At 58.6% G+C, this 20,488-nt stretch carries 20 protein-coding genes and 1 pseudogene; 6 read left to right on the plus strand and 15 right to left on the minus strand.

Going from position 1 to position 20,488, the window contains the following annotated elements:
- The first annotated feature begins 399 nt into the window (after positions 1 to 399).
- Positions 400 to 1,614 (plus strand): GGDEF domain-containing protein, encoded by a 1,215-nt coding sequence (locus AC56QP_RS35625; RefSeq protein WP_497101073.1) that lies wholly within the window; start codon positions 400 to 402, stop codon positions 1,612 to 1,614.
- A 56-nt stretch (positions 1,615 to 1,670) separates the two neighbouring features.
- Positions 1,671 to 1,859 carry a hypothetical protein gene (locus AC56QP_RS35630; RefSeq protein ID WP_489863772.1) on the plus strand — a complete coding sequence of 63 codons (189 nt, stop codon included), beginning with the start codon at positions 1,671 to 1,673 and terminating at the stop codon, positions 1,857 to 1,859.
- Positions 1,860 to 2,549: 690 nt separating this feature from the next.
- Here AC56QP_RS35630 and AC56QP_RS35635 read toward each other — a convergent pair.
- The 6 genes and pseudogenes from AC56QP_RS35635 to AC56QP_RS35660 form a co-directional block, all read right to left on the minus strand.
- Positions 2,550 to 2,798, minus strand: coding sequence for a DUF1127 domain-containing protein (locus tag AC56QP_RS35635; protein ID WP_489863771.1), 249 nt, complete (start codon positions 2,796 to 2,798; stop codon positions 2,550 to 2,552).
- Positions 2,799 to 3,605: 807 nt separating this feature from the next.
- Positions 3,606 to 4,244: a LolA family protein gene (locus AC56QP_RS35640; RefSeq protein ID WP_489863770.1), complete on the minus strand. Its 639-nt coding sequence runs from the start codon at positions 4,242 to 4,244 to the stop codon at positions 3,606 to 3,608.
- Positions 4,245 to 4,302: 58 nt separating this feature from the next.
- Positions 4,303 to 4,567: pseudogene (locus tag AC56QP_RS35645) on the minus strand (YMGG-like glycine zipper-containing protein).
- Between the two features lie 211 nt (positions 4,568 to 4,778).
- Positions 4,779 to 5,030, minus strand: a complete 252-nt coding sequence (locus AC56QP_RS35650) for a GlsB/YeaQ/YmgE family stress response membrane protein (protein ID WP_489863769.1) — start codon at positions 5,028 to 5,030, stop codon at positions 4,779 to 4,781.
- A 48-nt stretch (positions 5,031 to 5,078) separates the two neighbouring features.
- Positions 5,079 to 5,519, minus strand: coding sequence for a hypothetical protein (locus AC56QP_RS35655; RefSeq protein ID WP_489863768.1), 441 nt, complete (start codon positions 5,517 to 5,519; stop codon positions 5,079 to 5,081).
- Between the two features lie 1,732 nt (positions 5,520 to 7,251).
- On the minus strand, positions 7,252 to 7,620 hold the full coding sequence (locus tag AC56QP_RS35660) for a low affinity iron permease family protein (protein WP_489863767.1): 369 nt from the start codon (positions 7,618 to 7,620) through the stop codon (positions 7,252 to 7,254).
- A 613-nt stretch (positions 7,621 to 8,233) separates the two neighbouring features.
- Between AC56QP_RS35660 and AC56QP_RS35665 the strand changes: the two genes are divergently transcribed.
- Together AC56QP_RS35665 and AC56QP_RS35670 are read left to right on the plus strand one after the other, a co-directional pair.
- Entirely contained in the window at positions 8,234 to 8,533 is a 300-nt protein-coding gene (locus tag AC56QP_RS35665) for a DUF1236 domain-containing protein (RefSeq protein ID WP_489863766.1), read from the plus strand.
- Between the two features lie 881 nt (positions 8,534 to 9,414).
- Complete coding sequence (locus tag AC56QP_RS35670) at positions 9,415 to 9,858, plus strand: hypothetical protein (RefSeq protein WP_497101074.1); 444 nt, start codon at positions 9,415 to 9,417, stop codon at positions 9,856 to 9,858.
- Between the two features lie 13 nt (positions 9,859 to 9,871).
- Here the strand turns inward: AC56QP_RS35670 and AC56QP_RS35675 are convergent, their stop codons facing one another.
- The 7 genes from AC56QP_RS35675 to AC56QP_RS35705 all read right to left on the minus strand — a co-directional run bounded on the left by AC56QP_RS35675 (position 9,872) and on the right by AC56QP_RS35705 (position 15,771).
- Positions 9,872 to 10,519: a LuxR C-terminal-related transcriptional regulator gene (locus AC56QP_RS35675; RefSeq protein WP_489863765.1), complete on the minus strand. Its 648-nt coding sequence runs from the start codon at positions 10,517 to 10,519 to the stop codon at positions 9,872 to 9,874.
- Positions 10,520 to 10,523: 4 nt separating this feature from the next.
- Positions 10,524 to 11,999 carry a sensor histidine kinase gene (locus AC56QP_RS35680; RefSeq protein WP_489863764.1) on the minus strand — a complete coding sequence of 492 codons (1,476 nt, stop codon included), beginning with the start codon at positions 11,997 to 11,999 and terminating at the stop codon, positions 10,524 to 10,526.
- 647 nt (positions 12,000 to 12,646) lie between these two features.
- The gene (locus AC56QP_RS35685) at positions 12,647 to 12,937 is read right to left on the minus strand and encodes a DUF1330 domain-containing protein (protein WP_489863763.1); all 291 of its coding nucleotides are present in this window, start codon (positions 12,935 to 12,937) and stop codon (positions 12,647 to 12,649) included.
- 308 nt (positions 12,938 to 13,245) lie between these two features.
- Positions 13,246 to 13,434, minus strand: coding sequence for a DUF4112 domain-containing protein (locus tag AC56QP_RS35690; RefSeq protein ID WP_497101075.1), 189 nt, complete (start codon positions 13,432 to 13,434; stop codon positions 13,246 to 13,248).
- Between the two features lie 135 nt (positions 13,435 to 13,569).
- Positions 13,570 to 14,049 carry a YidB family protein gene (locus AC56QP_RS35695; RefSeq protein ID WP_497101076.1) on the minus strand — a complete coding sequence of 160 codons (480 nt, stop codon included), beginning with the start codon at positions 14,047 to 14,049 and terminating at the stop codon, positions 13,570 to 13,572.
- 152 nt (positions 14,050 to 14,201) lie between these two features.
- Complete coding sequence (locus tag AC56QP_RS35700; RefSeq protein ID WP_489863762.1) at positions 14,202 to 14,678, minus strand: YciE/YciF ferroxidase family protein; 477 nt, start codon at positions 14,676 to 14,678, stop codon at positions 14,202 to 14,204.
- Positions 14,679 to 15,357: 679 nt separating this feature from the next.
- Entirely contained in the window at positions 15,358 to 15,771 is a 414-nt protein-coding gene (locus tag AC56QP_RS35705; protein ID WP_489863761.1) for a hypothetical protein, read from the minus strand.
- Between the two features lie 518 nt (positions 15,772 to 16,289).
- On the opposite strand from AC56QP_RS35705, the gene AC56QP_RS35710 reads away from it, so the two are divergent.
- Together AC56QP_RS35710 and AC56QP_RS35715 are read left to right on the plus strand one after the other, a co-directional pair.
- The gene (locus AC56QP_RS35710; RefSeq protein ID WP_497101077.1) at positions 16,290 to 17,204 is read left to right on the plus strand and encodes an oxygenase MpaB family protein; all 915 of its coding nucleotides are present in this window, start codon (positions 16,290 to 16,292) and stop codon (positions 17,202 to 17,204) included.
- Positions 17,205 to 18,169: 965 nt separating this feature from the next.
- Positions 18,170 to 18,388: a hypothetical protein gene (locus tag AC56QP_RS35715; protein ID WP_489863759.1), complete on the plus strand. Its 219-nt coding sequence runs from the start codon at positions 18,170 to 18,172 to the stop codon at positions 18,386 to 18,388.
- 828 nt (positions 18,389 to 19,216) lie between these two features.
- Here AC56QP_RS35715 and AC56QP_RS35720 read toward each other — a convergent pair.
- On the minus strand, positions 19,217 to 19,426 hold the full coding sequence (locus tag AC56QP_RS35720; protein ID WP_489863758.1) for a hypothetical protein: 210 nt from the start codon (positions 19,424 to 19,426) through the stop codon (positions 19,217 to 19,219).
- A gap of 2 nt (positions 19,427 to 19,428) precedes the next feature.
- A complete protein-coding gene (locus AC56QP_RS35725; RefSeq protein WP_489863757.1) occupies positions 19,429 to 20,298 on the minus strand; it encodes an ATP-dependent DNA ligase in 870 nt (289 codons plus the stop codon).
- Positions 20,299 to 20,488: the final 190 nt, after the last annotated feature.

The raw sequence follows: 20,488 nt of genomic DNA on the forward strand, positions 1-20,488 counted from the left end.
CCCCTTTTGTCAACGCGGCTTCTATCAACAAACACTGGTCTTGAGTGCAAACCAGTGTGAGCGAGGCAACGCACGGTACCAACATCGGCATTTCGCGCTCCGATACCCTTCATGTCGAGCGAGATAGGGGGCCGTCAGAAGTCTATCCCTTCCACAAAAGTCCTTTGGGTCGGCAGGATGGTGCCAGCCGTGGCGCTACGTCAAAGGGATGTCCAAGAAATGGTCTGGCACCTCCCGTTTTCGCGAAGTCCACAGCCTGTCCGCGGCTTGCATAAAATCTTACCATTCGCCTTCAGGCATCGTTCGGCGTGATTTGGTAGCGTGCCGTGACAACAATCAGGAAGCGAAGGTAAGGTCTCAACAAGGGAAAGAATGACTCAGTCTCCGTCAACGATCGCAATGTCCTTGATCGCCCCAGGGATGTTTCTTGTGTTTTCCTTGGTTTTTTGCTGCGCGTGGCTGGTCGAACGAAAACGGCACTACCTGCTGCTTCTTGCCCTCTCTTGCACACTGTTCTGCGCGGGCGCTTCGGTGCAGATCTTTCATCTTCCGGACTCGGCGTATCCCAACGCGGTTATATCAAGCCTGTTTTACACATCGGCCGTCATTGCGGGCACCGAAGGGATCCTCGGGCGATCGCAAAAACAACTCGGGCTGCGCGTCGAGCTAGCGACGCTGCTGGTCATCACGGGCCTGATCTGGTTTTTCTGCTACGTCACGCCGCATTTGCTTGCGCGCATTTATGTCCAGAATTTCGGATATGGCGCGATCCTGCTGATCGCATCGCTTCGGCTCGTTCCCGGACGACGGACAAGGCCGGTGGACCGTGCCCTTTTCTGGATCATGTTCGTCTTTGCGGTTCAGTTCTTTCCCAGGACCGCGCTCACGGCCGGGCCGAACGCTTTGTTCTCGGCGCGCGACTTTGGCCAATCGCCGTTCTGGCAGGCGCTGCAGGTGTCATTGGCCGTGCTTGGCGCCGCGCTCGCTTTCGCGATCCTGGCGGCTGCGCTATCCGATCTACTGGATGATCTTCGTCGCGAGCGTGACAACGATCCGCTCACGGGTGTGCTCAATCGGCGAGGATTCGAGGAGCGATCTGGCGTTTTGGTCACTCGAGCCGGCGGAGCCTCCGTTTCTCTCGTCCTTTGTGACCTCGATCACTTCAAGTCGATCAACGACACCTATGGTCATCCCGCCGGCGACGACGTCCTTCGACGGGTAGGTGCGATTTTAGTCAGCGAGATCCAATCATCCGACATCGCCGGGCGGATTGGTGGAGAGGAGTTCGCTATTTTGATGCCTGACACGCCGGAGGAAGACGCCGCCGCCGTCGCGGAGCGGATTCGAAAACGGATAGAACGCCAGAGCTTTGATCGAATCCCCCCTTCGCGTCGCGTTTCTGCAAGTTTCGGGGTGGTGGAGCGTCGATCCGCGGAGAGTCTCCATGACGTGATGGTGAGAGCCGATCAACTGCTTTACAAATCCAAATCTGACGGTCGGAACCGGCTGTCACGAGCGGTGGAGGAAGAGAGGCCGCCGGCCAGTATTTCGTCGCCAAAGCTCGCCGCCGTTCACCTACTTCCACGAATGGCTCCCCGCGTCCCCCTGCGTTGAGCCCGTCCCGATTTTACAATTCCATTAGTTTCAGGGCGCGCTGAGTTCGGCGCCCTGTGTCGTACATCGGCGGCATCAATCCTACCAACCCGACAAACCCGAGCGATATTGGCGCAGCAGGCGTCGTCGCTCAGATGGAAAGCCAGGTCGCGCGGTTGATGAAGCGCCGCGCGGACGTGCTCGCCAGTCCCGGCAGCTACGACAGCGACCTCCATCAACTCTGCCTGCTCATTGCGCGCCGGTAAACGCGCAAAGCCCGTCGGCTCTGGCCGGCGGGCTAGCAATGGCTGACGGCTAGCACCAGCGGGCAGAGCGTCAGGAAGCATGAGTCCTATTCCGAAGCTATCTCGCAGTGCGGTGATCAGTGCGATGTGCGTCGACACGCGGCATCCTGCGAGCCACGAAAACCGCGAAGACAGTGGCGGACACGAAAACCCAAGCGTTGTCCTCGGCCGGGGTTCAGGCAATCTGGCAGATCCTGAAAGTTAGCTTTCGAAGCCGTCGAAGTTGTGCTGCGCCACGATTTCTCCATGGCGGAAGGCAAAGCAGATTGTGCAGTGGGCGACCTTCTGATCGCCGCCCTTGACCTCGCCGTTACCGACACCAAGGACCCCGGTTTATCTAACTTGCAGGACAACGAGGTTCAGCTGCGCCGTCACGTTGTCGATCCGTCGTTTTGGCTAGCGAAAAATCTGCGGCAAGTTCGGCCACGCCGTGCCTGCCGCCCTTCGGCTTCAGCGCATTCGGCTATTCAGTCTGGATTGTTTGCGTCGTCACCGCAGGCCGCAACAGCATCGCCGCGCTCGATCGTCCTAAAGGAAAGCAAGCGCGGCGCGGACGTTGCCGGAGACGCAGTAAGGTCGTCTTCAAATCATGATCCCGTCTGCTTCGACGGCCCCGCCTTGGCCAGTCAAGCAGGGCGGGGTCAAAAACGCTCATCTGGCATTCCCCGCATCCGGCCCGTCCCTGCTGGACTTCGAGTAGCTCATCGAGGTGTAGCGATCGATTTCCGAGCGAGCTATGCCGAGATCCTTCAGCAGGTAGTCAGGCATCTCATGCAGCGCGGCGCGTTCGCTGCAAACCTTCATCGCGTGATATGCCAAGCGCAGAATGCGGCTGACTAAGGCGGGCACGTTGAACTTCGCGCGGCCTCTCTTGTAGTTCGTATGATCCATCGTTGTCATTGTCGTCTCCATCTACGCGACGCAACATTCGCGCCGTCGATCGAAAGATTGTTAAGGATAGATCGGGGGAACGAGCGTTGGAGCCTCCGTCGAAATTCCCGTGGAATTCGACGGTTCCAACATTCGAAGCGTTCCCTGATGACCCCTCCCGGTGTCGACATGACAGTCACGCTGGCGATGTAGCCCGCGACCAAGGACGTGTCGCGGTTCGGCGATCCGCAGAAGCTCGTGGTCTCGGTTTTGAACCCAAGCGCCCCAAAGTCCGGACCTGCTCCGGCCTGATACCAAGCAGGGCGGCGGTCACGTGCGCGGCAACAGCGTCGAGGCGCTCTGAGTGGCAACACGCCCGCCTGGGCCACCCCGTGCACCTTCCTGCGGGTGCGGGCCGGCCGCGGCAAGCACGTCGCCGCCGTCGCGACCGCGCGCAAGCGCCTGCTGACTAAGGGAGCTAGGCGTGGGCAAGGCCGTCCCTGCGCGACGTTCAGCTCAAGGCAGAGGGCAGAGGCTGTGGGCGGTCAACGGGGTCGCGCACGCTTACACAACAACAGCCACAGGGAATAGGAACGCCGCTGGGTGAAGCAGGCTGAGGGCGGGCTATGGCCGGTCGCCGGTGGCATACGCGAGGCCGCAAACGAGGCGCGACGCTAGCGGCTGCGCGGCAGAGCGGCAGAGCTCTCATCCTCGAACCCAGCTCTTTGCCACGCGGTGGTCCGTGCGCGACGGGAATAACAGATTGCCGCAAGCGACGGGCGCCCTAATAAACCGCATCCTCTTTGGCAAAGGGCTACGCCAACTCAAAGCACGATCTCAGCGCGATTTTCCATGGGTATTATATTCCCTGTTTGCCTTGTAATCGATCGTGAAGGTTCCCCTGTCAATCTCGACCCCCTTATTCACATTGAAGAGAGTGACAGTTGTTGTCAGACCCTTCTCATCGGTAAGGCTCCATTTGCGCAAATCGAGCGACTTGTTATCAAACGTCAAAGTAATGGTTGATTTTCCAAACGCTGACCTGTCGACGAGCTTGATTGTGACAAAGCCGTCCTGTTCCCGGATACTCTTGAGTCGACTTCCAGAAAAATCGACCTTGTTGTCGAGTAACACCTTGAGGGGGGTTTTTGATAGCGAATAAAGTCGCGATGTTTTAAGCCTTTTGTTAAACACAACCAACGATTTACCGTCGGAGATTACGCTTACGCCCGACTGGTCCGCGTAGTTGAACCGGACTTTACCCGGGCGCTGGAGAAAAAACCTGCCACGGGTCTTCTCCCCCTTGGGACCTGATTGAACAAAGTCTCCGGACATTGATTTTATCGATGAGAAGTGATCGGCAATGGTCTGCGCTTCGACCGGAGCGGCAATGAGTGCGAGCGTAGATCCAACATCGATCGCGACAGCGCCGACAAGGATGAACCAAAGGCACATCAGTTTCGCTTTAAAGTGCATATCGATTGTCCGAGTCGATTGAGGGCGCGTGACCTGCAAGAGACCACGCGCCCGAATATCAATAGCCGTCCGGGCAGCGTGCAACGTAAACGCGGCCGTGACGATCGCGATACCTGCACTGGCCGGCCTCGCTAGCGTGTCCGATTACAGCACCTGCAATTGCTCCCACGGCACCGCCGACGACAGCGCCTTGCACCCGGGTCGCCGGCCACCGCAGCGCCGATCGCTGCTCCACCCAACCCTCCAACAGCAGCGCCTTGTTCTGTGCGGGAGCATGCTCCGAGCGGGATGAGCAGGCTCAAAAAGAGCAATGTCTTTCTTATGATTCTCTCCTTCCTTCAATTAGCCAGTCAATAAATTCGCCACGAGATTTTTCGATCCGACGACACCTGTTACTTCTTCTTCTTTATTCGGAAGGTACTCGTGACCGTCGCGCAGACGGCCATGGCCGACGAAGCGCGGAACAACAGAACGCTTCGTCGGCACCCTGATCCGTGCGAAGGTCTTATCTGAGGAAGACGACGAGCGCCTGGCTCAGCGTTTGATCAGTCGACCCACAGCGATCAAAATACACGCGCCAATAAAGCCAGCGACCAGATAGCCGAGCCAACCGCTCAACGATATGCCGAGAATCCCGAGGATGGCGTTGGCGACAATAGCGCCGACGATCCCCAATACGATGTTCATCAGCACGCCCATGTTGCTTTTCATGATCATCTCGGCGAGCCATCCGGCGATGCCGCCGATGATGATTGCCGCGATCCACCCGACACCAGGATTCTGCATAGTTTCCCCTTTCCTCGAACCACAATTGGTCCGGCGGGGGAACGTTCATTAGTCAACAAAGTTCCCGGCATCAGATGCTCCCGCAACACAAAAAAGCGCGCTTGATTCAAGCTCCTGATGGAGCGGTTCCCTGTCCGAAAAAGCTAAGGCGGCGAGCGGGTTTCTGCCGTCTTCGCCGCGACCGAAGTAATCGCTGGCTGCTGCCAACACGGCCAGCAACGCGGTACCATACGCTGTGAAGCCGAAGGCCTCTGCCGCCGCGAGTTTTGCACCGCGCAAATGGTCACTGACAAACTTGTCGGCAGCGCCCCGAATTTCTCCCGCAGCCTTGCCGAACAGCGCGCGTTCTTTTGCTGTTGGCTTGAATGCCTGCCCGATGACATGGCCTAGCAACAATCCTGCGGCGGAGCCGGCGACTGCCTTTGCCCGATCCATGTTTGTTACGGCCCCGAGGAGGCGATTGATATCGCAATGGCGCTGCGTCGACATGCTTACCGCGTGCCACCCTCTCAGAGTCAGCATACGCAGCATCGGCAATCCCCGAACCGCCGTCCAGTTTTGAGGGTAGGATCAACTACTGGATCTACGAAAGCTGGACCCGTGATCGAGAACGTATCTATCGAGCCGATTGCGGCTTTTGCAACGAGTGCCAGGGCACGCACGCCAAAGCGGGGGACAGGAACGGCCGCTGGCACGGCCCTTTTGATCGAGAAGCTGCATTCGCAAAAGCAGCCCAGCTCAATCATGTCGATACGCGAGCCTGCTCAATATGTGATCCGTAGATAACCCTCGCGCCTCCAAGGTTTCTGTTGTCACTGTGACCGACGAAAAGCCGCTCCCGGGGCAAGACATCGGCGAACGCCGTGCACAGGGGCTGAGGATGCGCGGATTGGCGGTTGCGCCATGTCGATCCAGGCCGGTGATCGTTCGATTGGCGCAGCTCTCCAGGGGCATGCCCTGTGATCGATGGCAAGCCGCTAGTCATGGGCGGCTACGGCCATTCTTGGGTCAGGGACTTGGTCCTGGGTGGCGCGACCGACGGTGTACTCACCGACCTGATACTTCCGATCGTCCTGTCTCACTAAGAACAGCACACTATGCTGTCGACACCACGCTCGCGAAGCGTGGGTGACCGGGGTGCCGACCGATGCCCAGGCTTCTCCAGAGCCAGGATCCTTACTTGCGGGTCGTGCCACGCAGCGAAAGTCGGGCGATGACTTGGTCTTCATATTCTCGGGTTTGCCGATCCCTCGCGATTCAGGCGTGGGTAAAGGTCTGCGTGCTTCCGGAACCAACGGCATATCCGACACCCATAGGTGCAATCGGGCGTGCGAACGTCGATGCGTGATACTTGACCGTGCACGGGGTTTTCGGCTCCACTTCGCCATTCGCCGAGGAACCGTGGCGGCGCACCGTTCTCAGTGAGCAAAAGAACCAAAGAGAGAATCCCTATTCCCTGGCTGGGGGAACGGCCGGCACGTCCCAGTCGGGGGGGACATTGAGGGCGCCGGCCGTGGCGGGGTGGCTTATAGGCTCTGTCCCGCTTTATCCAGCCTATCGGTATATTAGCAAAGTTGCAATTACGAGGTACCCCTCACCGCGACCGCGAGCTGCGGTAGATAGCCTATCGCATTCAGCAATGCTTGGCCGGAGAGGGAAGACGGGCCTAGGCCTAGAAGACCTGCTGTGCCAGCCATGTTGATCCACACCTAGCCAATGGCACCAGCATGGTCCTTCCTAGTCCGCACCTTAGCATGGCGGCTTCTCGGACACGCTGAAGAGGTTGCCTGCCGGCTTTCGGAAATCGCTTGTCAGGGGCGTTAAAGCCCGCGCCTCTGGCGGAGAGCGCGGGCCGATCTGGGTTTCTCCACCCGATCTTCGGCGAACGGCACGAGGGAGCGTCGCTCGCCGCTAGCTCAAACAAGCCGAGCTGGATAATGTTCCTCTAGCCTCAGTCGAAATGTCCATTTGCCGCTCTCGGTTGCCCGCGACCGTCGGGTTCGAATGCGGGATCGAAGAGGACGGAGTTAGCCCGACGCGGATCAGCCGAGATCGATCGCGCTATACGGAATTTGCCGACGGGGAACAGCGGGGAAGAGTCTAATCACAGCGCTGAACAGTAGCGGTTCATTTTGAAGTGTGGCGGCACGCCGCCATAGACCCCAAGCCGGTGCCCGCGCTTAGGATAGACCGCTCCAATGATGGACAAACCGGTTTCGGACTAGCGCTCACCCGTGTGAGACGGCGATCCGTCGGATCGAGCATTTCGCGCAGCCTCTGCTTCGAGTAAGGAGAGTTTTTCCCGAATTTCTTCCGGCTCAGCATGCTCCAATCCGACAACGTCGTTTCGTGTCTCTGCCAGCGAAACAATGAGCTCATCAAGTTTTGCGTGGATTGCGGCGGTGTCACGATAGCCCTGTATCAGGACAACTCCTGTAATCACGATGGCCGCGACAGACAGCGCGTAGGTAACTGCATTTGTTAGGCCGAAAGGGACCAGGGCGGTGCACAATACCATCGCTACTAACATGACGTAGAACCCGGGTGGCCGGGAAAGAAAGTCGGCTGCCATGAAAAGAATGCGGTTCATTAACCGTCTCCGTCCAGATGATCGGCACCCTCAATCTCGCGTGCACGGTCGGTCGCCAAACAGCCTGTCTCACTATACTCTGGCCAAGACGAAGACAGCTATCAGCGCGGTGATCGTCACGCAGATAGGCACAGCTGCGAGTAACGCTGCCTCGATTAGGCGGGTCTTGTTGTCGCTCAACATTAGGTGGCCTCGCGCCCGTATACTCGAAGATAGAGGGTTCGCCCGCTGCACGGGGAGCAGCGGGCGAACCCTATCAACGCAGGAAGGGACATAGCTGCGCAGATCACGAAACCCCAGTCTGAAGCTCCGCCAAGGGTCACTCCAATGGTCAGGAAGGTAATGGTTACCGCGAAGATTGGCGCCAACAGCCAGCGCGCTTGCACAACACTGATATCTATACTTTCTCATCGGGTTACTGCAGACAGGAACTTCCGCAGCAGGCACACGTTCCAAGCACCGTCCTCGTTCGGACCATTGCGCTTTCCCGCCAGACTTAGGTCTTGTGTCGTGCCAGACCGAAGCCCTGACGTGGGAACAGATGCGTTCGCCTCAAGTTGGCAATCGACGCCAATCAATGTCGTTTGGCGCCGATTTCGTAAGGAGTAAGATCATGAGAATGCATCTATCTGCGGCAGCCGCGGCGTTTCTTCTGTTCGGAGGCGTCGGCGTTGCGGCGGCCGAGGACATCCTTATCCAGCCAGAGCAGGATACGATCATCCGTGAGTATGTGAAGAAGCAGCCGCTGGCCTCGGTGAAGCTTCCCGGCGTGGAGCTCAATGTCGGCTCAGCTGTGCCGGACACAGTCGAGCTTCATGAAGTTCCCAATATCAAATATCGCTACGTCGTGATCGACAACCGGACGGTCCTTGTGGACCCGGGCACCCACAAGATCGTCAAGGTCTACGACTGACGCCCAAGCAGCAGGGTCCGTCGCCACTGGCGACGGGCTCTCTCGTATGAGCGGATTGCTATTCAAATGTCGAAGCCAGAAACCCAAAAGTCCCATCTGTTGGGAGCGCGCGTGCTGCCTCATGACAAGATTACACGAAGCCCGCATTAGCGACCGCGAAATGAGGGCCTTTCAGAAGGTCGCGGCCATCATGGCGGACGGCCAAGGCCGCATTGATGCGACGACTTTATTGCCGCGTCGTTCCTCGCCGACCCTCTGCTTGACTAGTAACGCTTTCGGTGACCACGCCAACGATTAGGTTTACGGCTCCCATGCGAAAGCAGCCAGGATCGCGTCGGGCGCGGGTGCGCTCATGGCATCACCCCCGCTCGCAGTGCGGCTATGGGCGACCGTCATCGTGGGCTGCGACCATTTCGAGGAATTCGCCCACGCATCACCCGGGCACGTCCGTCCCGGTCAAGGCGCGTGCCACCCAGGTGGCACCCTGTCACTAAATCTTGGAACTCGAAAAGAGCCCGAGCGGCCGTGGGCCGATGACGGGCCCGTTGTCCAGACCGGGGCTAAGCTACTCGACGGCCGGCAATCTCAACCTTGCAACAACTGAAGTCCCGACTGCTGGGATTGGAGGAGCGCCGCTCCCGTGGTTCGCTGCCTTGAGACAATGGGGGCATTGCTTTGGCTTCTGCCGGAAGGAAGATCTGGAGTCTTTCGAGAAACAGGATGGAGATCGAATTAGAATCTATTCCGATCTTGGGAACCAAAGAGCTTCGAAATGGTAGAGCCATCGACAGATGGCAGCAGGGACCCCGTGCGCTGTACGACAGCACGGCCACCATGGCGCATTTCAAGCATGGCCATGTGGGTCCCAAAGGAGGTGAACAATGGCCGAACCTCTGGCACGGAGAACCTGGCAGATCGCAGTTCGTGTCTTCGCCACGGGTGGGCTCGCCCTAACTCCTTATGCGATTGAGCTCCCGCATGGAGGCTTGCCCCATCTCGTTTTCGCGGACGCTCATGCGAAGGGTGGCAGCGGCGGCAAGGGTAACAGCGGCAATTCCGGCAACGGCAATGGCAACTCAGGGAACAACGGACAGGGCAACGGTCCCCCTGGGGGCAATACCGCGGGTGGCACCGGCCAAACCACTACCAATCCGGCGAATGCGGATGACGTGGGCATCCAGGCAGCGACGATCCAGGTCGTGCATCCCGACGGGATCAGCGAAACGGTGAAGGGTGGCCGCTTCCGGATGAAGGACGCTCAGGGTCGCACAATTATAGACAGGCCAGCGAAAGCATCCGATATTAAGCGTCTCAAGGCCCTGTGACCCTGACACCTGATTAGACGTCTCGGTCGGTCGAGTGGAGCAAAAGTACGACAGCTTCTGTTCGATTGCGAACATTGAGTTTGGTCAGGACCTGGGTCATATGATGTTTGATTGTTTTTTCCTGCAGGCCAAGTTTGATGGCAACCTCTTTGTTGCTAAGTCCCTCGGCAACAATTTTCAAAATTCCAGCTTCTCGATCCGAGAGCTGACTGACCAGATGGGCCTTGCCGTTGTCCGGCTGCATCCGGCCGGTGAGGAGCCTGGCTGAAAGCGTGGGAGAAACGTATCGCTCTCCAGCGGCCACACTGTGGAGGATTTCAGCCAATGATTTGGACACGACGCCTTTCACCACATATCCGCAGACGCCAAGCCTGAGCGCTTGGGCCACGTCGGCGTGGGCTTCTGAAGCAGTCAAGATCACGATCTTCTGAAGCGGGTTCCTCGCCAGGATTTTTGCAGCAGCGGCTAGCCCTCCCCCTGGCATACTAATGTCGAGCAGCATTATGCCTTGTGCGCTATCGTCTGCCAGCGCTAAGGCATCAGCGGCGTTGGCGCCCTCACCAACAATCTCGAAACCGCCGATTTCCAGCAGGCTGCGGGCAACGCCTTCACGGAAAAGCGGATGGTCGTCCACAATGGTTATCGGTACCGCGGCAGTCATCCGCCTAGCCCTCAAGCGACAGAGAGATCGTCAACCGCGTACCGCTGGCACCAGAGAGGGTCTCAAAATGGCCTCCGATACTTTCTATGCGCTCCCGAAGGCCTGCCAGGCCAAGCCCTTCGCTTGAAGAGCCGTTGAACCCAGGGCCGCTATCCGTCACTTGAACCTGGAACTTTCCGCCTTTGATCAAGGCCCTCAAGGCTTGGTCCTTTCCTTTCCCGTGGCGCCAGGCGTTGTTCAGGCCCTCTTGTGCGAAACGATAGATGCAGATCTTTTCGGAAGTCCCGAGTTCCGGCATGTCGTCGGCAAGGTCCAGCGCGACGCTTGACGATGTCCTGCGTTGGTGCTCGGCAGCGGCCAACTTCAAGATGTCGACAACGGCCGACGTCTCGATCTGGGGCAGTACCAGCCCGTGGCAAATAGCGCGTATTTCGCGCAGTGCATCATCTAGGGTGCTATGGATGTTGAGGATTTCGGCCTCGCGCAGTGCCGTTGGAGTAACGGGATCGGACAGCAGCGGGCTACCCAGTCTCAAGGCCGCCAACGCGACAAGCTGGGCCGGCCCGTCGTGAAGATCGGCCCCGATGCGACGCAGGTGACGTTCGTTGATCGCCGTGGCCCGACCCGCGGCTCGCTGAACGCGCCGCCGGAGCGAAGAGTTCTGGGCCAACAGATCTTCCAACTCGCCGACTTTGACCTCAAGGGTTGAACGTTGCGTCGCGATGGTGCGGCTGCCTCGCAGAACAATGCCAAAAAGCAACGCGAGGGCCATCATTGTGGCTCCGGCCACGACCAGCGAGCTCGACCACAGCGCCGACCTTAGCGTCGCGTGCAAGTCATCAGCGACTTCGTAGAATTCAGAGACCGCGACGACATCGCCTGACCACGGTTCGCGGATCGGACTGTAGACTTCGAGCAACGGCGACGTCGCTCCTGTCTGCTCCTGACGTTCCGATGCATCCAGGTTGTTGAACTCAGCGGCGACACTGCCGCCGAACGCAGCCAATAGGTTCTTGCCGGGCTCGACCACTCTGCCGATCAGTGCGCTGTCGGTGGCGTAGAGAATTTTTCCGTCTCGCCTCCATAGTTTGAAAGAGACGATCCTTTTTCCAAGGACTCCCTGATCCAGGGTCTCATCAAGGGCCTGTTTGACGCCGTCGGTCAGCTCCTCGCTTCTGCGCATATCAGGTAAAAGGGGCGAGATGACGCTGTCGACGTAGAGAGCAGTTGTGCCGGCAGCATTGGTGATGACGCCGTCGCGTATTTGCGATGTGACCCACAAGCCGACAATCCACATTACGGCGATCAGGCAAAAGCCGCCAACGATGAGGAACTGAAGAGCCAACGAGGCCGTGGCCCACCAGCGGTGCAGATGAGATGCAATTGCTGCAGGGTGACTCCGCCTCACGGGCACTAAGCGTTCGACTTTACGGCTGTTCCCATCGACCACGCCATCCGAAGCATGAAGTGGGCCGTTCATCTGGGACATCACCAAAGTTACAAATCATAGCCCGGCGAGACGCACAAACCTCGGCGGCCCGGTCGAGGCCCTAACGCGCCAATTCGGTAGCGGTTCCGCTCGCGTTGACCGCCGCCGCGTTCGTTGCGATGTCGCCCACGGACTTGGCGCTGAAGCCTTCCGGTCGCGCAATCGGCCGTGTGAGGCACTTGCGCGGCAAAGAAGGTGCGGCCTGCCTCATAGCAGGAGTTTCGGCAGGAACAAGTTACATCGCGCTCGCCTCGCCCTGGGGCGGCTACAGCGAACCCGTCGCCGGGTTAGGCAAATTCAGATATCGACCACACTGGCGCGGTCAAAGCTAATTGTAGCTACAACAACCGGCCCAGCGAGAGCCGTTAAGTCCGTCAGCGATACTATCGGGTCGAGCCGCAGGGCATACGACCCGCTCATGATCATACCCCATCAACGAGCGTCGAAGCCCGCTTTCAGGGAAAGGCGAGGCGCTCGGCACGCTGTATCGCAAGAGAGGAATTTTCACCGGATCAGACATTCAAAGTCTATAGGCCTGCCGCCCAGGAGGCTTCATGACCGTTTGAAAAGTCGACAGAGAGCCGTGGAGAGGCACTCTCGCTATTGTTTCGGCCAGGCGCTGGACCAGCCGTTACAAACTAATCCACCCCATCAACGATGACGGCGTTGCAAGTCATGCTCTGCAGGCGAAGCGGCAAGATCGCTTGATAGGATGGCGAGGCATACCAGCCCTCGGCAGCGGCCCGCGAGGGAAATTCTATGATTACGGTGCGGGCGAAGGGCCAGGAGCCCTCAAGAATTGAGAACTCTCCACCGCGAGCAAGAAACCTGCCTTCGAACGCAGCCAAGGTGGGTAAAACAACCTTGCGATAGGCGTCGAACTTTGCCTGATCGTGCAGGTTTTCCTGGAAAACAACAAACGCCCGCATGCCTGAACCTCAGCCCGCCACTGTACAGCATCGCACCGATTTGACAGCCTAGCATCCGGCGTGGCCGGGGCGGCTCGCATTCACCGAGACGACAACGCCGGACATTCCCCCTGCGGCCTACATGATGCTGCAGCAAGGTCGGCGCGCAGCGCGCTAGTGTGGATGTTATCGTCACGAGTGATCCGCATCATCACTGCCTTGCGCGCCGGCCTTGGAAACGGCCGCGGCGGACCCCGAGGTTGAGATGAAACCCGTCCCCGCTCGATTCTTCGCCGGTCGCAAACGAACGTCGCTTGCCACCGCAACCTTTACCTCTGCAGATGACGGCGAAGCAGTCTGACGTTGCGATTGTTTGCCTTGAAATAGACGTCGAAGATTGAGGCGAGAGCAGGAACGCTTCCCAAGACCGTATCGAGCAGCACGCGGAGCACGGGGACCAGTCCGAAACGAATTGATGTTCCAGGGATACGCCAGCGGGAATCGAGTAGCGCAACCACACATCCAATTCGGCAATTGTCCTTGCCGCCTCAGAGGCTTGATAGCCCTGCCGGACCCCAGCCGTTGGCTTGGGGCGGGTAAGCAGATCTCCGCGCTGTAGAGCTCATTCTAGACGTCCCCGGACCAGCTGAATTCTATCCCTGAGTCCGACGCGGGGGTACGTCGTCAAGCAGGGTCGTCCTATCCGCTTGCGTCGGCTCCGCAGGCAATTCACCATTTGGCGTCATCTTGTCGACTGCCTCTGGTAGATCTTGCGTGATCCGGCGGATGAGCTCCTCGCGTGAAAGACCCGTCTGTGTCGAAAGCGAAGTCAGGGTGTCTTCGTCGATAGCTGCTTCCACGTCACTTGATTCGATTGGGGTGTTCGGCCCCCTGCCAACCCAGGAGTCGACCTTCGACCCTGCCCCTGCCCCTCTGAATCGGTCGAGGATGTCACCGAGGGCTGTTCCCGACACGCCTTTCGATATCTCATCCAAGATCCCGCCTTGAGAGTCGCTCGGGTTTCGTCCTCCGGCTCCCCGGATCATCTCACTGATCTTGTCGCGATTTTGGTATGCCAGGACGCCAAGCATAGCGACCGCCAATTTTCCCAGATTTGCCATTGAGTCCTCCATGGTTCGAATGGAGAAGGGCCTGGCTTCACAAAAGTTCCGAGAGCCACGATCGAATGTTCTGCCGGATGCAGTCGAACCCTGCGGTCCCGACTTCGATCTTGACTTCGCAGTCCACGTGCCATTGGGGCGGAGGATCAGCGTGGCTCGGGGGATTAGCGTATGCTGTTAATCGACGTAACGGCCAGGTTCGTCAGCTTGTTGTTGGTCGCCTTCTCCTCGTCGAGGATTTCACTGAGCAGCTTGTGCGCCTCGTCATGCCCGAGCTCCTTTGCCCATTCCCGCAGAGAGCCGTACCGGGAGATTTCGTAGTGCTCCACGGCCTGACAGGCCGCCAGCAGGCCCGCATCCAGGGCCGTTCCTGACGCTTCCTCCATCAGTCCGTCAGCTTCCTTGATCAGACCCTCGATAGCGTCGCACTTCTCGCCGGAGGCCTTCTTCCCTATCGACTTGAACACCTGATCGAGCTTCTTGATCTGTCCCTTCGTTTCCTCGAGGTGGTCCTCCGCGGCCTTCTTGAGCTTGGCATCCTTCGCGGCCCCGGCAACCTTCGGCAAAGCCTTGGTGATCGCGTTCTCCGCATAGTACATGTCTTGAAGTGTATGCTCGAAAATGTCAGCCAGCGTTTTCATCAGAATGCTCCTTTAGCCCGGATTGGCTTGGCAGAAAGAACGGGCGAAGCGAATGGTTCCGTGCTTTCACCGTTGGCTAACGCACTTCGCCTGTCTCTCGCGCCTCGAACCTGGTCTGGCCCAACGTGTCCAATTTGGCGCCGGCGTTGCAGCGCCTGCTGTTCATTCCGTTATGAAATCTTTCGTCACCTGTTAGATCCAAACCAAACCGTCCCGCCACAATAAAGCAAAGGCTATTTTGTCTGGCGCATTGATGCTGGAGCGAGGGCAGAAGACGTTTGCGGCCGAGCGTCGGGTCCCATGGTCATGGGCATTTACAAGGGTTCGAGTGGGCGAACTTGCACAGCTGAGAAAGCAGGTTGTGTCTCTAAGCGGCGGCGGTTCGGCAATCCGCATTGCTCCTGAAGCTGGAGCAGTCAAAACAAACGGAGTCCGCGAGATCCCCATTCATCACAGGCGGTAGACCTTGTTTTTAGCCTTTGCAAGAAGCGCGACCGATGGTCACCTCTTTCCGAATGTTGGGAGGGTGCGTGTGGGAAGTGAGGCCCGGTTTCCCCTACCGCCTATCGGGCAGAGCTACTCTCAGACAATGCCGCCGGCCCGAAGACACGGTCCAAGGCCGCCCGCCCCCTCACCGATGGATTTTCCCGCGACGCAGTCCGAGGGTGTCCTAAGGCGGTCATGGATAGGGTGTCGCGCCTTTCTTTGCTGACTTCGGCTCCGGCTTTGGCTGCTGGAACACTATTCCGCAGCCCTTCTGCGCACTGGCTATTTCGAGCGCCTGCATCTGGCCTTTCAGATTGGCGACTTGGCCAGCTTCGGCGCCGTCGCCGTGCATGAGGAACAAGGCGGGCCAGAAGACAACCATGCCGACCGTAAAGGCGACAGCATCACCTGTCGCTTTCTGATTCTGGTTTCCGGTTGCTATCGCAACTTGAGACGTCACCGCCTGTGCCTCGGCTGCGATCTGTTGACATGTTAGATTCTGATACAAAATCGGTGAGGTGTAAGCGGCAGTGATTTTCTCCGCAGGCGTGGCGCAAGCAGTCAGAAGAGCAGCCGAAGCTGCCCCCAAATATCCAAGAGTTTTCAATATTCTTCCCCCAATATACGGCCCGCCCCCGAGCCGCAAATCACAATAGGTCAGACAAATGGCTGAGAAACAATGGCGCTCTGCATCAATTGAAGGGTTATCCAGTGGGCCACTGGAATGAGCCCTAGTAGGACTTTTTGGGAACGTGCTCTTTCGCCGGACGAGTTCCAATACCCAGCCCTTGCTATAGAGCGCAGGCCATGTGCGGCGCTCAGTTGAGGTGTCACATATCGTCACGATCCTCTCGTGTACGTGCCCGGTCGCCTGATGCGTCGAAGGCGGGCTTTCGGATGCTCCTATACGAGCTTCAGTAGAAAGCCGCTGCGAACGGGGAAATCACGTTCAAGATCCGCATCAAAGAGTTTTTTTGTAAGGCTGACAGCGGCCATTATCGCTCGCGGACGACGATGCCAACTCACCCCTTGCATTGAGCAGCTCATCCGGGAGAGATCGCTCGCTCGTTGCCGATGTGAGGGTTGAACGCTAGATAAGAAGCCCTTGATCCAGACGGAAAGTGTATGCCCATTCTCGATCGCTTTCTTGCTCCCGTCGCTGATCTGATGAAACCCCCAAGGGGGCTAGATTTCGACTTCAGCCAGCCAGCGGGAGAATTGGCTCTTATTCCGCCAGATTCCATCTCTTGGCGCATTTTCAAGAACCCGGTGACGCTGTTCGTGGGAGGCGTGGCTGCCGTCATTCTCGAACTTGCAGAGCCGTCAGTCCGCTCCGGGGTCTGGGATCACAGCAGCTTTCAGAAGGACCCGGTCATGCGCCTACGACGTACAGGCGCGGCGGCGATGATGACCGTCTACGGGCCTAAGAGTGCCGCCGAAAAGATGATCGCGAGGGTCGTCAGGGTGCACGAAGGGGTCCATGGCGCAACGCCGGATGGCAAGCCCTATCACGCCAACGACCCTCGGCTTCTCGACTGGGTGCAGGCGACGGCATCATTCGGGTTTATCGAGGCCTATGCACGCTTCGCCAGTCCCATCAGTGGCGCCGAAAAATCCCAGGCTTTCGCGGAAGCCGAGCCGGCTGCGCGCCTTTATGGTGCAATCAGCGCGCCCCGTTCCATGGATGAATGGCACTCGATGCTCGACCAGATGATGCCATCGCTGGAGTCCTCGGGCATAATATTCGAGTTTCTTGACATAATGAGGACGGCATCGATCGCCTCGGGCATGCGTCCTGTGCAGCGACTGCTTGTGGCAGCCGCAGTTGAAATTCTGCCCCAGAAGGTTCGCAGGAAGTTGTTGCTGGAGGACCATGGCCTTGGAAGATTGCAATTCCACGTGGTCAACCAGATCGCGCGCTTCGCCAACATATTACCAATTAGGACGGCTCCTCCAGCTAAGGCGTCTGTCAGGCTTGGCAGGTCGCCGACCTTCCTGTACGACCTCCGAGGCGAGCATCGCTCACCGAGAAGCGGGTAACGCCCGCACAACTCGCACTCGCCTGGGTGCTTGCGCAAACCCATCGATCGTTGCCATTGCAGGTACGACCAAGCTCCTCAGCGCGGTGCAATGCACAATGGAGAAGGTCGTCGCCTTACGCACCAACGCTTCTCCGAATTCGGCACGATCGTCTCGAACCTAGTCGCCGATCTCTTTGGGTAGATCGAGGGTCGCTTGCTTGTCGCTAGTGGTCAGCACCAGTTGCCAATGCAGCTTTTTGAGTGCGCACGTTCGTTACCCGATGACGGCGCTGTCCGGCACGCGTGACGCCGCGATCGTAACTCAGTCAGCAACATTGATCCGTCGGTTATGCCGCGCTGAAATGCCATCAAAGGCTGAAAGCCAGCATTTCGCCATCAACTTCCGATCGTTCCGATCCGGCGTCGGCAGAAATGGGTAGAAGAGCCTCGTGCTTCCGACAGCTCTGGCCTGGTATCTCGTCGTCCCAGGCCCTCAAGGTGGCTTGGCGGTGTTGCCAGAAACGTTCGCCAAACGCGAACAGTGCCCAGCTGCCATCATTGAATATGAGAAGCAGCCAACGCCAGCCGGCTGGCAGCAATGCATGCCGAGCGCCTCACCCCTCATCGACGACGGGTCAGCGAAGTAGGCTTCGCCGCCGGCAACAGTTCCAGTGCGGCCAGCAAAAAACCCGCCGCTCCATTCACGGCAGCGGCGGGCCGCCCCCGGGGTGTGACGGGGACTATGCCGGGGTTTCGCATACCCCTGCGGTGCTAAGGTCGGCGCATTGCGTTGCCACGGCGATTCAATTAGCTGGCGCTGAAATGGTTCCAGAAATTGGGTCGTGGTTTCAATGTGCGTCCACCAAGGATTCGCCAAGGCGTGTGTGCGCGTATAGGAGCCGTTTGTCGTCCGGACCAACCGAGGCAGACGGACGCTTGAAAGAGCCGATCACGCTTTCGCCCAGACAAAGGGAGGAGAGCGTCATGCCCTTCAAAAAATACAGTAGCGTATTCAACCCAGCCGACCTGGCAATCATCCAGAGGGTGTTCGACCACTTGTGCCATGAGCGCCGGCTCGCCCTTAAAGACGTGGATCAGAGGAATATGCTTGCCGGCGAAGTTATCGAGGCTTTTGAGAGCGGGTTCATCGAAGAAGCAGAGTTGTGGCAGTCGCTTTCCAAGCGTCGCGCGGCTCGAGCGTAAGCCTGGCTGCACTTGGCGGCGCCGGACGCGTCAAAAAGAGAAAGCCCGCCACCGAGCAAGCAGTGACGGGCCTTTCTGTTACACCGGCTCGGTGAGGGAAACCGAGCACCAGTAGAACTTGACTGCCGCAAGTCGGTTCCGAAAAAACCGTACGTCGCCTATCACATTGGTTTTGGCGTACAGCCTGACCGGGTACGCACGATCCAGTCCCCAGCTGCAATCGGATCGGCCCCTCTCCAAGCGGCGGATTGTTGAGGCTTCATCACGCCGGACGCGTCTCAATGAGCGACGGCGGGACGGCTTGAAACAATCGACTCAACCGTCATCCAAATTGCGGGCCCTGCGAAAAAAGCAGAATCGCGACCGAGATGAACACACTCGCCGGACATCCGCATTCCTGACTCCTCGCCACACGATGAAACCGGATCTGCTAAAGCCGACAGCCCGCTGCCAAGGTTGATTGGGACGAGACAGCGGGCCGCTGGATGTGGTGCACCCAATGAGCAGCGGGGCTGAATCTCTGCTGCTCGCTCTCACTTATAATCGCTTGGCCAAGGTTCACGCCTTACATATTCGTAAGGAATTGTGATCCTCGCAAATCCAGGAAGTTGGCGCCGCCGCGCTCATCCAAACCAGCCGAACGTAAGGCTGACCATCATGATCGATATCAGGATCGATAGAGGCACTGCCGCGAACAGCCCCGCTTCCAAAACTCGTGTTTCTTTGTCACTGAACATATTGGACGCGCCCTGGGGATTTCTTCGTTGTCTCCTAAAGCTGCGAACCCATGATTTGTTCCTGTCCGCCAAGCCGAGAGTTGACAGTCGGCTAGCGACCTAAAGGCTGTTTTGAAAGCGAAACCAGTTCGTTCTCGTCGTTGACCCCGGCCATGTAGTTGGCGATGATGCGAGACGCGAGCCCGTCACGTGCATCGGTGGATTGATTATCGAGCTTTAGCCGCTCGTAGACTCGCGCCAACATCGCCAATTCAGATGGGTCAAAAATACCTGCTTCCGTCGCTTTTCTCTTGATCGGCATGGCTAGACGTCCCCCCTCTCCTCCCAGAAATCCTGCAGCGAAGCGTGCCGTAAATCCTCTTCGCCGCGCAAGTGCTTGACGCGACCGATCAGGCCGGGCTTGACCCATTGCGTCGCCGGCCGTTTCATTCCCTTGGGCGCCGGCCCGGCATGGTCCTGGACACGCTTCCACAGCCGCTCACGGATCGCACGACTGGAATTGATGAAGGCCGAGCCGACATACTTGCCTGTCACCTGATCGGCCATGAGCGCGAAGGCCGGCTTGCCGGCCTCGCGCTCGACGCCAAGCAATTGGTATTCGTCGATGGCGTAGCATTTCGTCTTCAGCCAATTTGTCGACGGGCCGCCGCGGTACTTGCTGTCGCGGCGCTTCGACACCATGCCCTCGAGTCCGGCCTCGTCGAGCAGATGATAGATGGCCTTGGCGTCGCCCGGCAGCGGCTCGCTGAACTGGATGCGCCCGCCCGGCTCGATCATGCCGGCCAGGATCTCGCGCCGCTCTTCCAGCGTCATGTCGCGCAGATCGTGACCATTGAGGTAAAGCAGGTCGAAGGCAACGAAATAGAGATCATGCTGCCGGCGCGTGATTGCCTGGCGCAGCTCTCCGAAGTCGGACAGGCCGGCTTTGTTGAGCACGATGATCTCGCCGTCGACAATGGCGCTTTCGGCGCCGAGGCTGGCGGATTCGTTTACCAGGTCGCGATACTTGGCCGTCCAGTCGTGGCCGTTGCGCGTATAGATCCTGGTGCCGGCGCCGTCGATGATCAGCTGCGAGCGATAGCCGTCGAACTTGACCTCGTGAATCCAGTCGTCGCCCTCGGGAGGCTGCTCGACGAGCGTCGGCATCAACGGCGGAATGAACTTCAAGCGCATGAACTGACTCGCACGATCGCGACTCAATTAGCGTATGCTTAATTAGTTCCGAGGCATTTTAACGAATCGTTGACCGCGCCGTCCTATTCTGGGACAGCGCGGTCGACCCCAACCCTGACTGCGCAGGCGGCTCCGGCAACCCACCCCCGTCGCAGTGTCGGAGCCGCTACCACACTTCCCTAGAATACCA

This window comes from Mesorhizobium sp. RCAM 05104, from assembly GCF_059683645.1.

What these genes read in the sequence shown, in the direction of transcription:
- AC56QP_RS35670 (WP_497101074.1), top strand. Translation starts at nt 9,415, where the DNA reads ATGGCCGAACCTCTGGCACGGAGAACCTGGCAGATCGCAGTTCGTGTC.
- AC56QP_RS35725 (WP_489863757.1), bottom strand. Translation starts at nt 20,298, where the DNA reads ATGCGCTTGAAGTTCATTCCGCCGTTGATGCCGACGCTCGTCGAGCAG.
- AC56QP_RS35625 (WP_497101073.1), top strand. Translation starts at nt 400, where the DNA reads ATGTCCTTGATCGCCCCAGGGATGTTTCTTGTGTTTTCCTTGGTTTTT.
- AC56QP_RS35685 (WP_489863763.1), bottom strand. Translation starts at nt 12,937, where the DNA reads ATGCGGGCGTTTGTTGTTTTCCAGGAAAACCTGCACGATCAGGCAAAG.
- AC56QP_RS35635 (WP_489863771.1), bottom strand. Translation starts at nt 2,798, where the DNA reads ATGACAACGATGGATCATACGAACTACAAGAGAGGCCGCGCGAAGTTC.
- AC56QP_RS35715 (WP_489863759.1), top strand. Translation starts at nt 18,170, where the DNA reads ATGCCCTTCAAAAAATACAGTAGCGTATTCAACCCAGCCGACCTGGCA.
- AC56QP_RS35720 (WP_489863758.1), bottom strand. Translation starts at nt 19,426, where the DNA reads ATGCCGATCAAGAGAAAAGCGACGGAAGCAGGTATTTTTGACCCATCT.
- AC56QP_RS35675 (WP_489863765.1), bottom strand. Translation starts at nt 10,519, where the DNA reads ATGACTGCCGCGGTACCGATAACCATTGTGGACGACCATCCGCTTTTC.
- AC56QP_RS35665 (WP_489863766.1), top strand. Translation starts at nt 8,234, where the DNA reads ATGAGAATGCATCTATCTGCGGCAGCCGCGGCGTTTCTTCTGTTCGGA.
- AC56QP_RS35695 (WP_497101076.1), bottom strand. Translation starts at nt 14,049, where the DNA reads ATGGAGGACTCAATGGCAAATCTGGGAAAATTGGCGGTCGCTATGCTT.
- AC56QP_RS35660 (WP_489863767.1), bottom strand. Translation starts at nt 7,620, where the DNA reads ATGAACCGCATTCTTTTCATGGCAGCCGACTTTCTTTCCCGGCCACCC.
- AC56QP_RS35680 (WP_489863764.1), bottom strand. Translation starts at nt 11,999, where the DNA reads ATGAACGGCCCACTTCATGCTTCGGATGGCGTGGTCGATGGGAACAGC.
- AC56QP_RS35700 (WP_489863762.1), bottom strand. Translation starts at nt 14,678, where the DNA reads ATGAAAACGCTGGCTGACATTTTCGAGCATACACTTCAAGACATGTAC.
- AC56QP_RS35650 (WP_489863769.1), bottom strand. Translation starts at nt 5,030, where the DNA reads ATGCAGAATCCTGGTGTCGGGTGGATCGCGGCAATCATCATCGGCGGC.
- AC56QP_RS35655 (WP_489863768.1), bottom strand. Translation starts at nt 5,519, where the DNA reads ATGTCGACGCAGCGCCATTGCGATATCAATCGCCTCCTCGGGGCCGTA.
- AC56QP_RS35640 (WP_489863770.1), bottom strand. Translation starts at nt 4,244, where the DNA reads ATGCACTTTAAAGCGAAACTGATGTGCCTTTGGTTCATCCTTGTCGGC.
- AC56QP_RS35710 (WP_497101077.1), top strand. Translation starts at nt 16,290, where the DNA reads ATGCCCATTCTCGATCGCTTTCTTGCTCCCGTCGCTGATCTGATGAAA.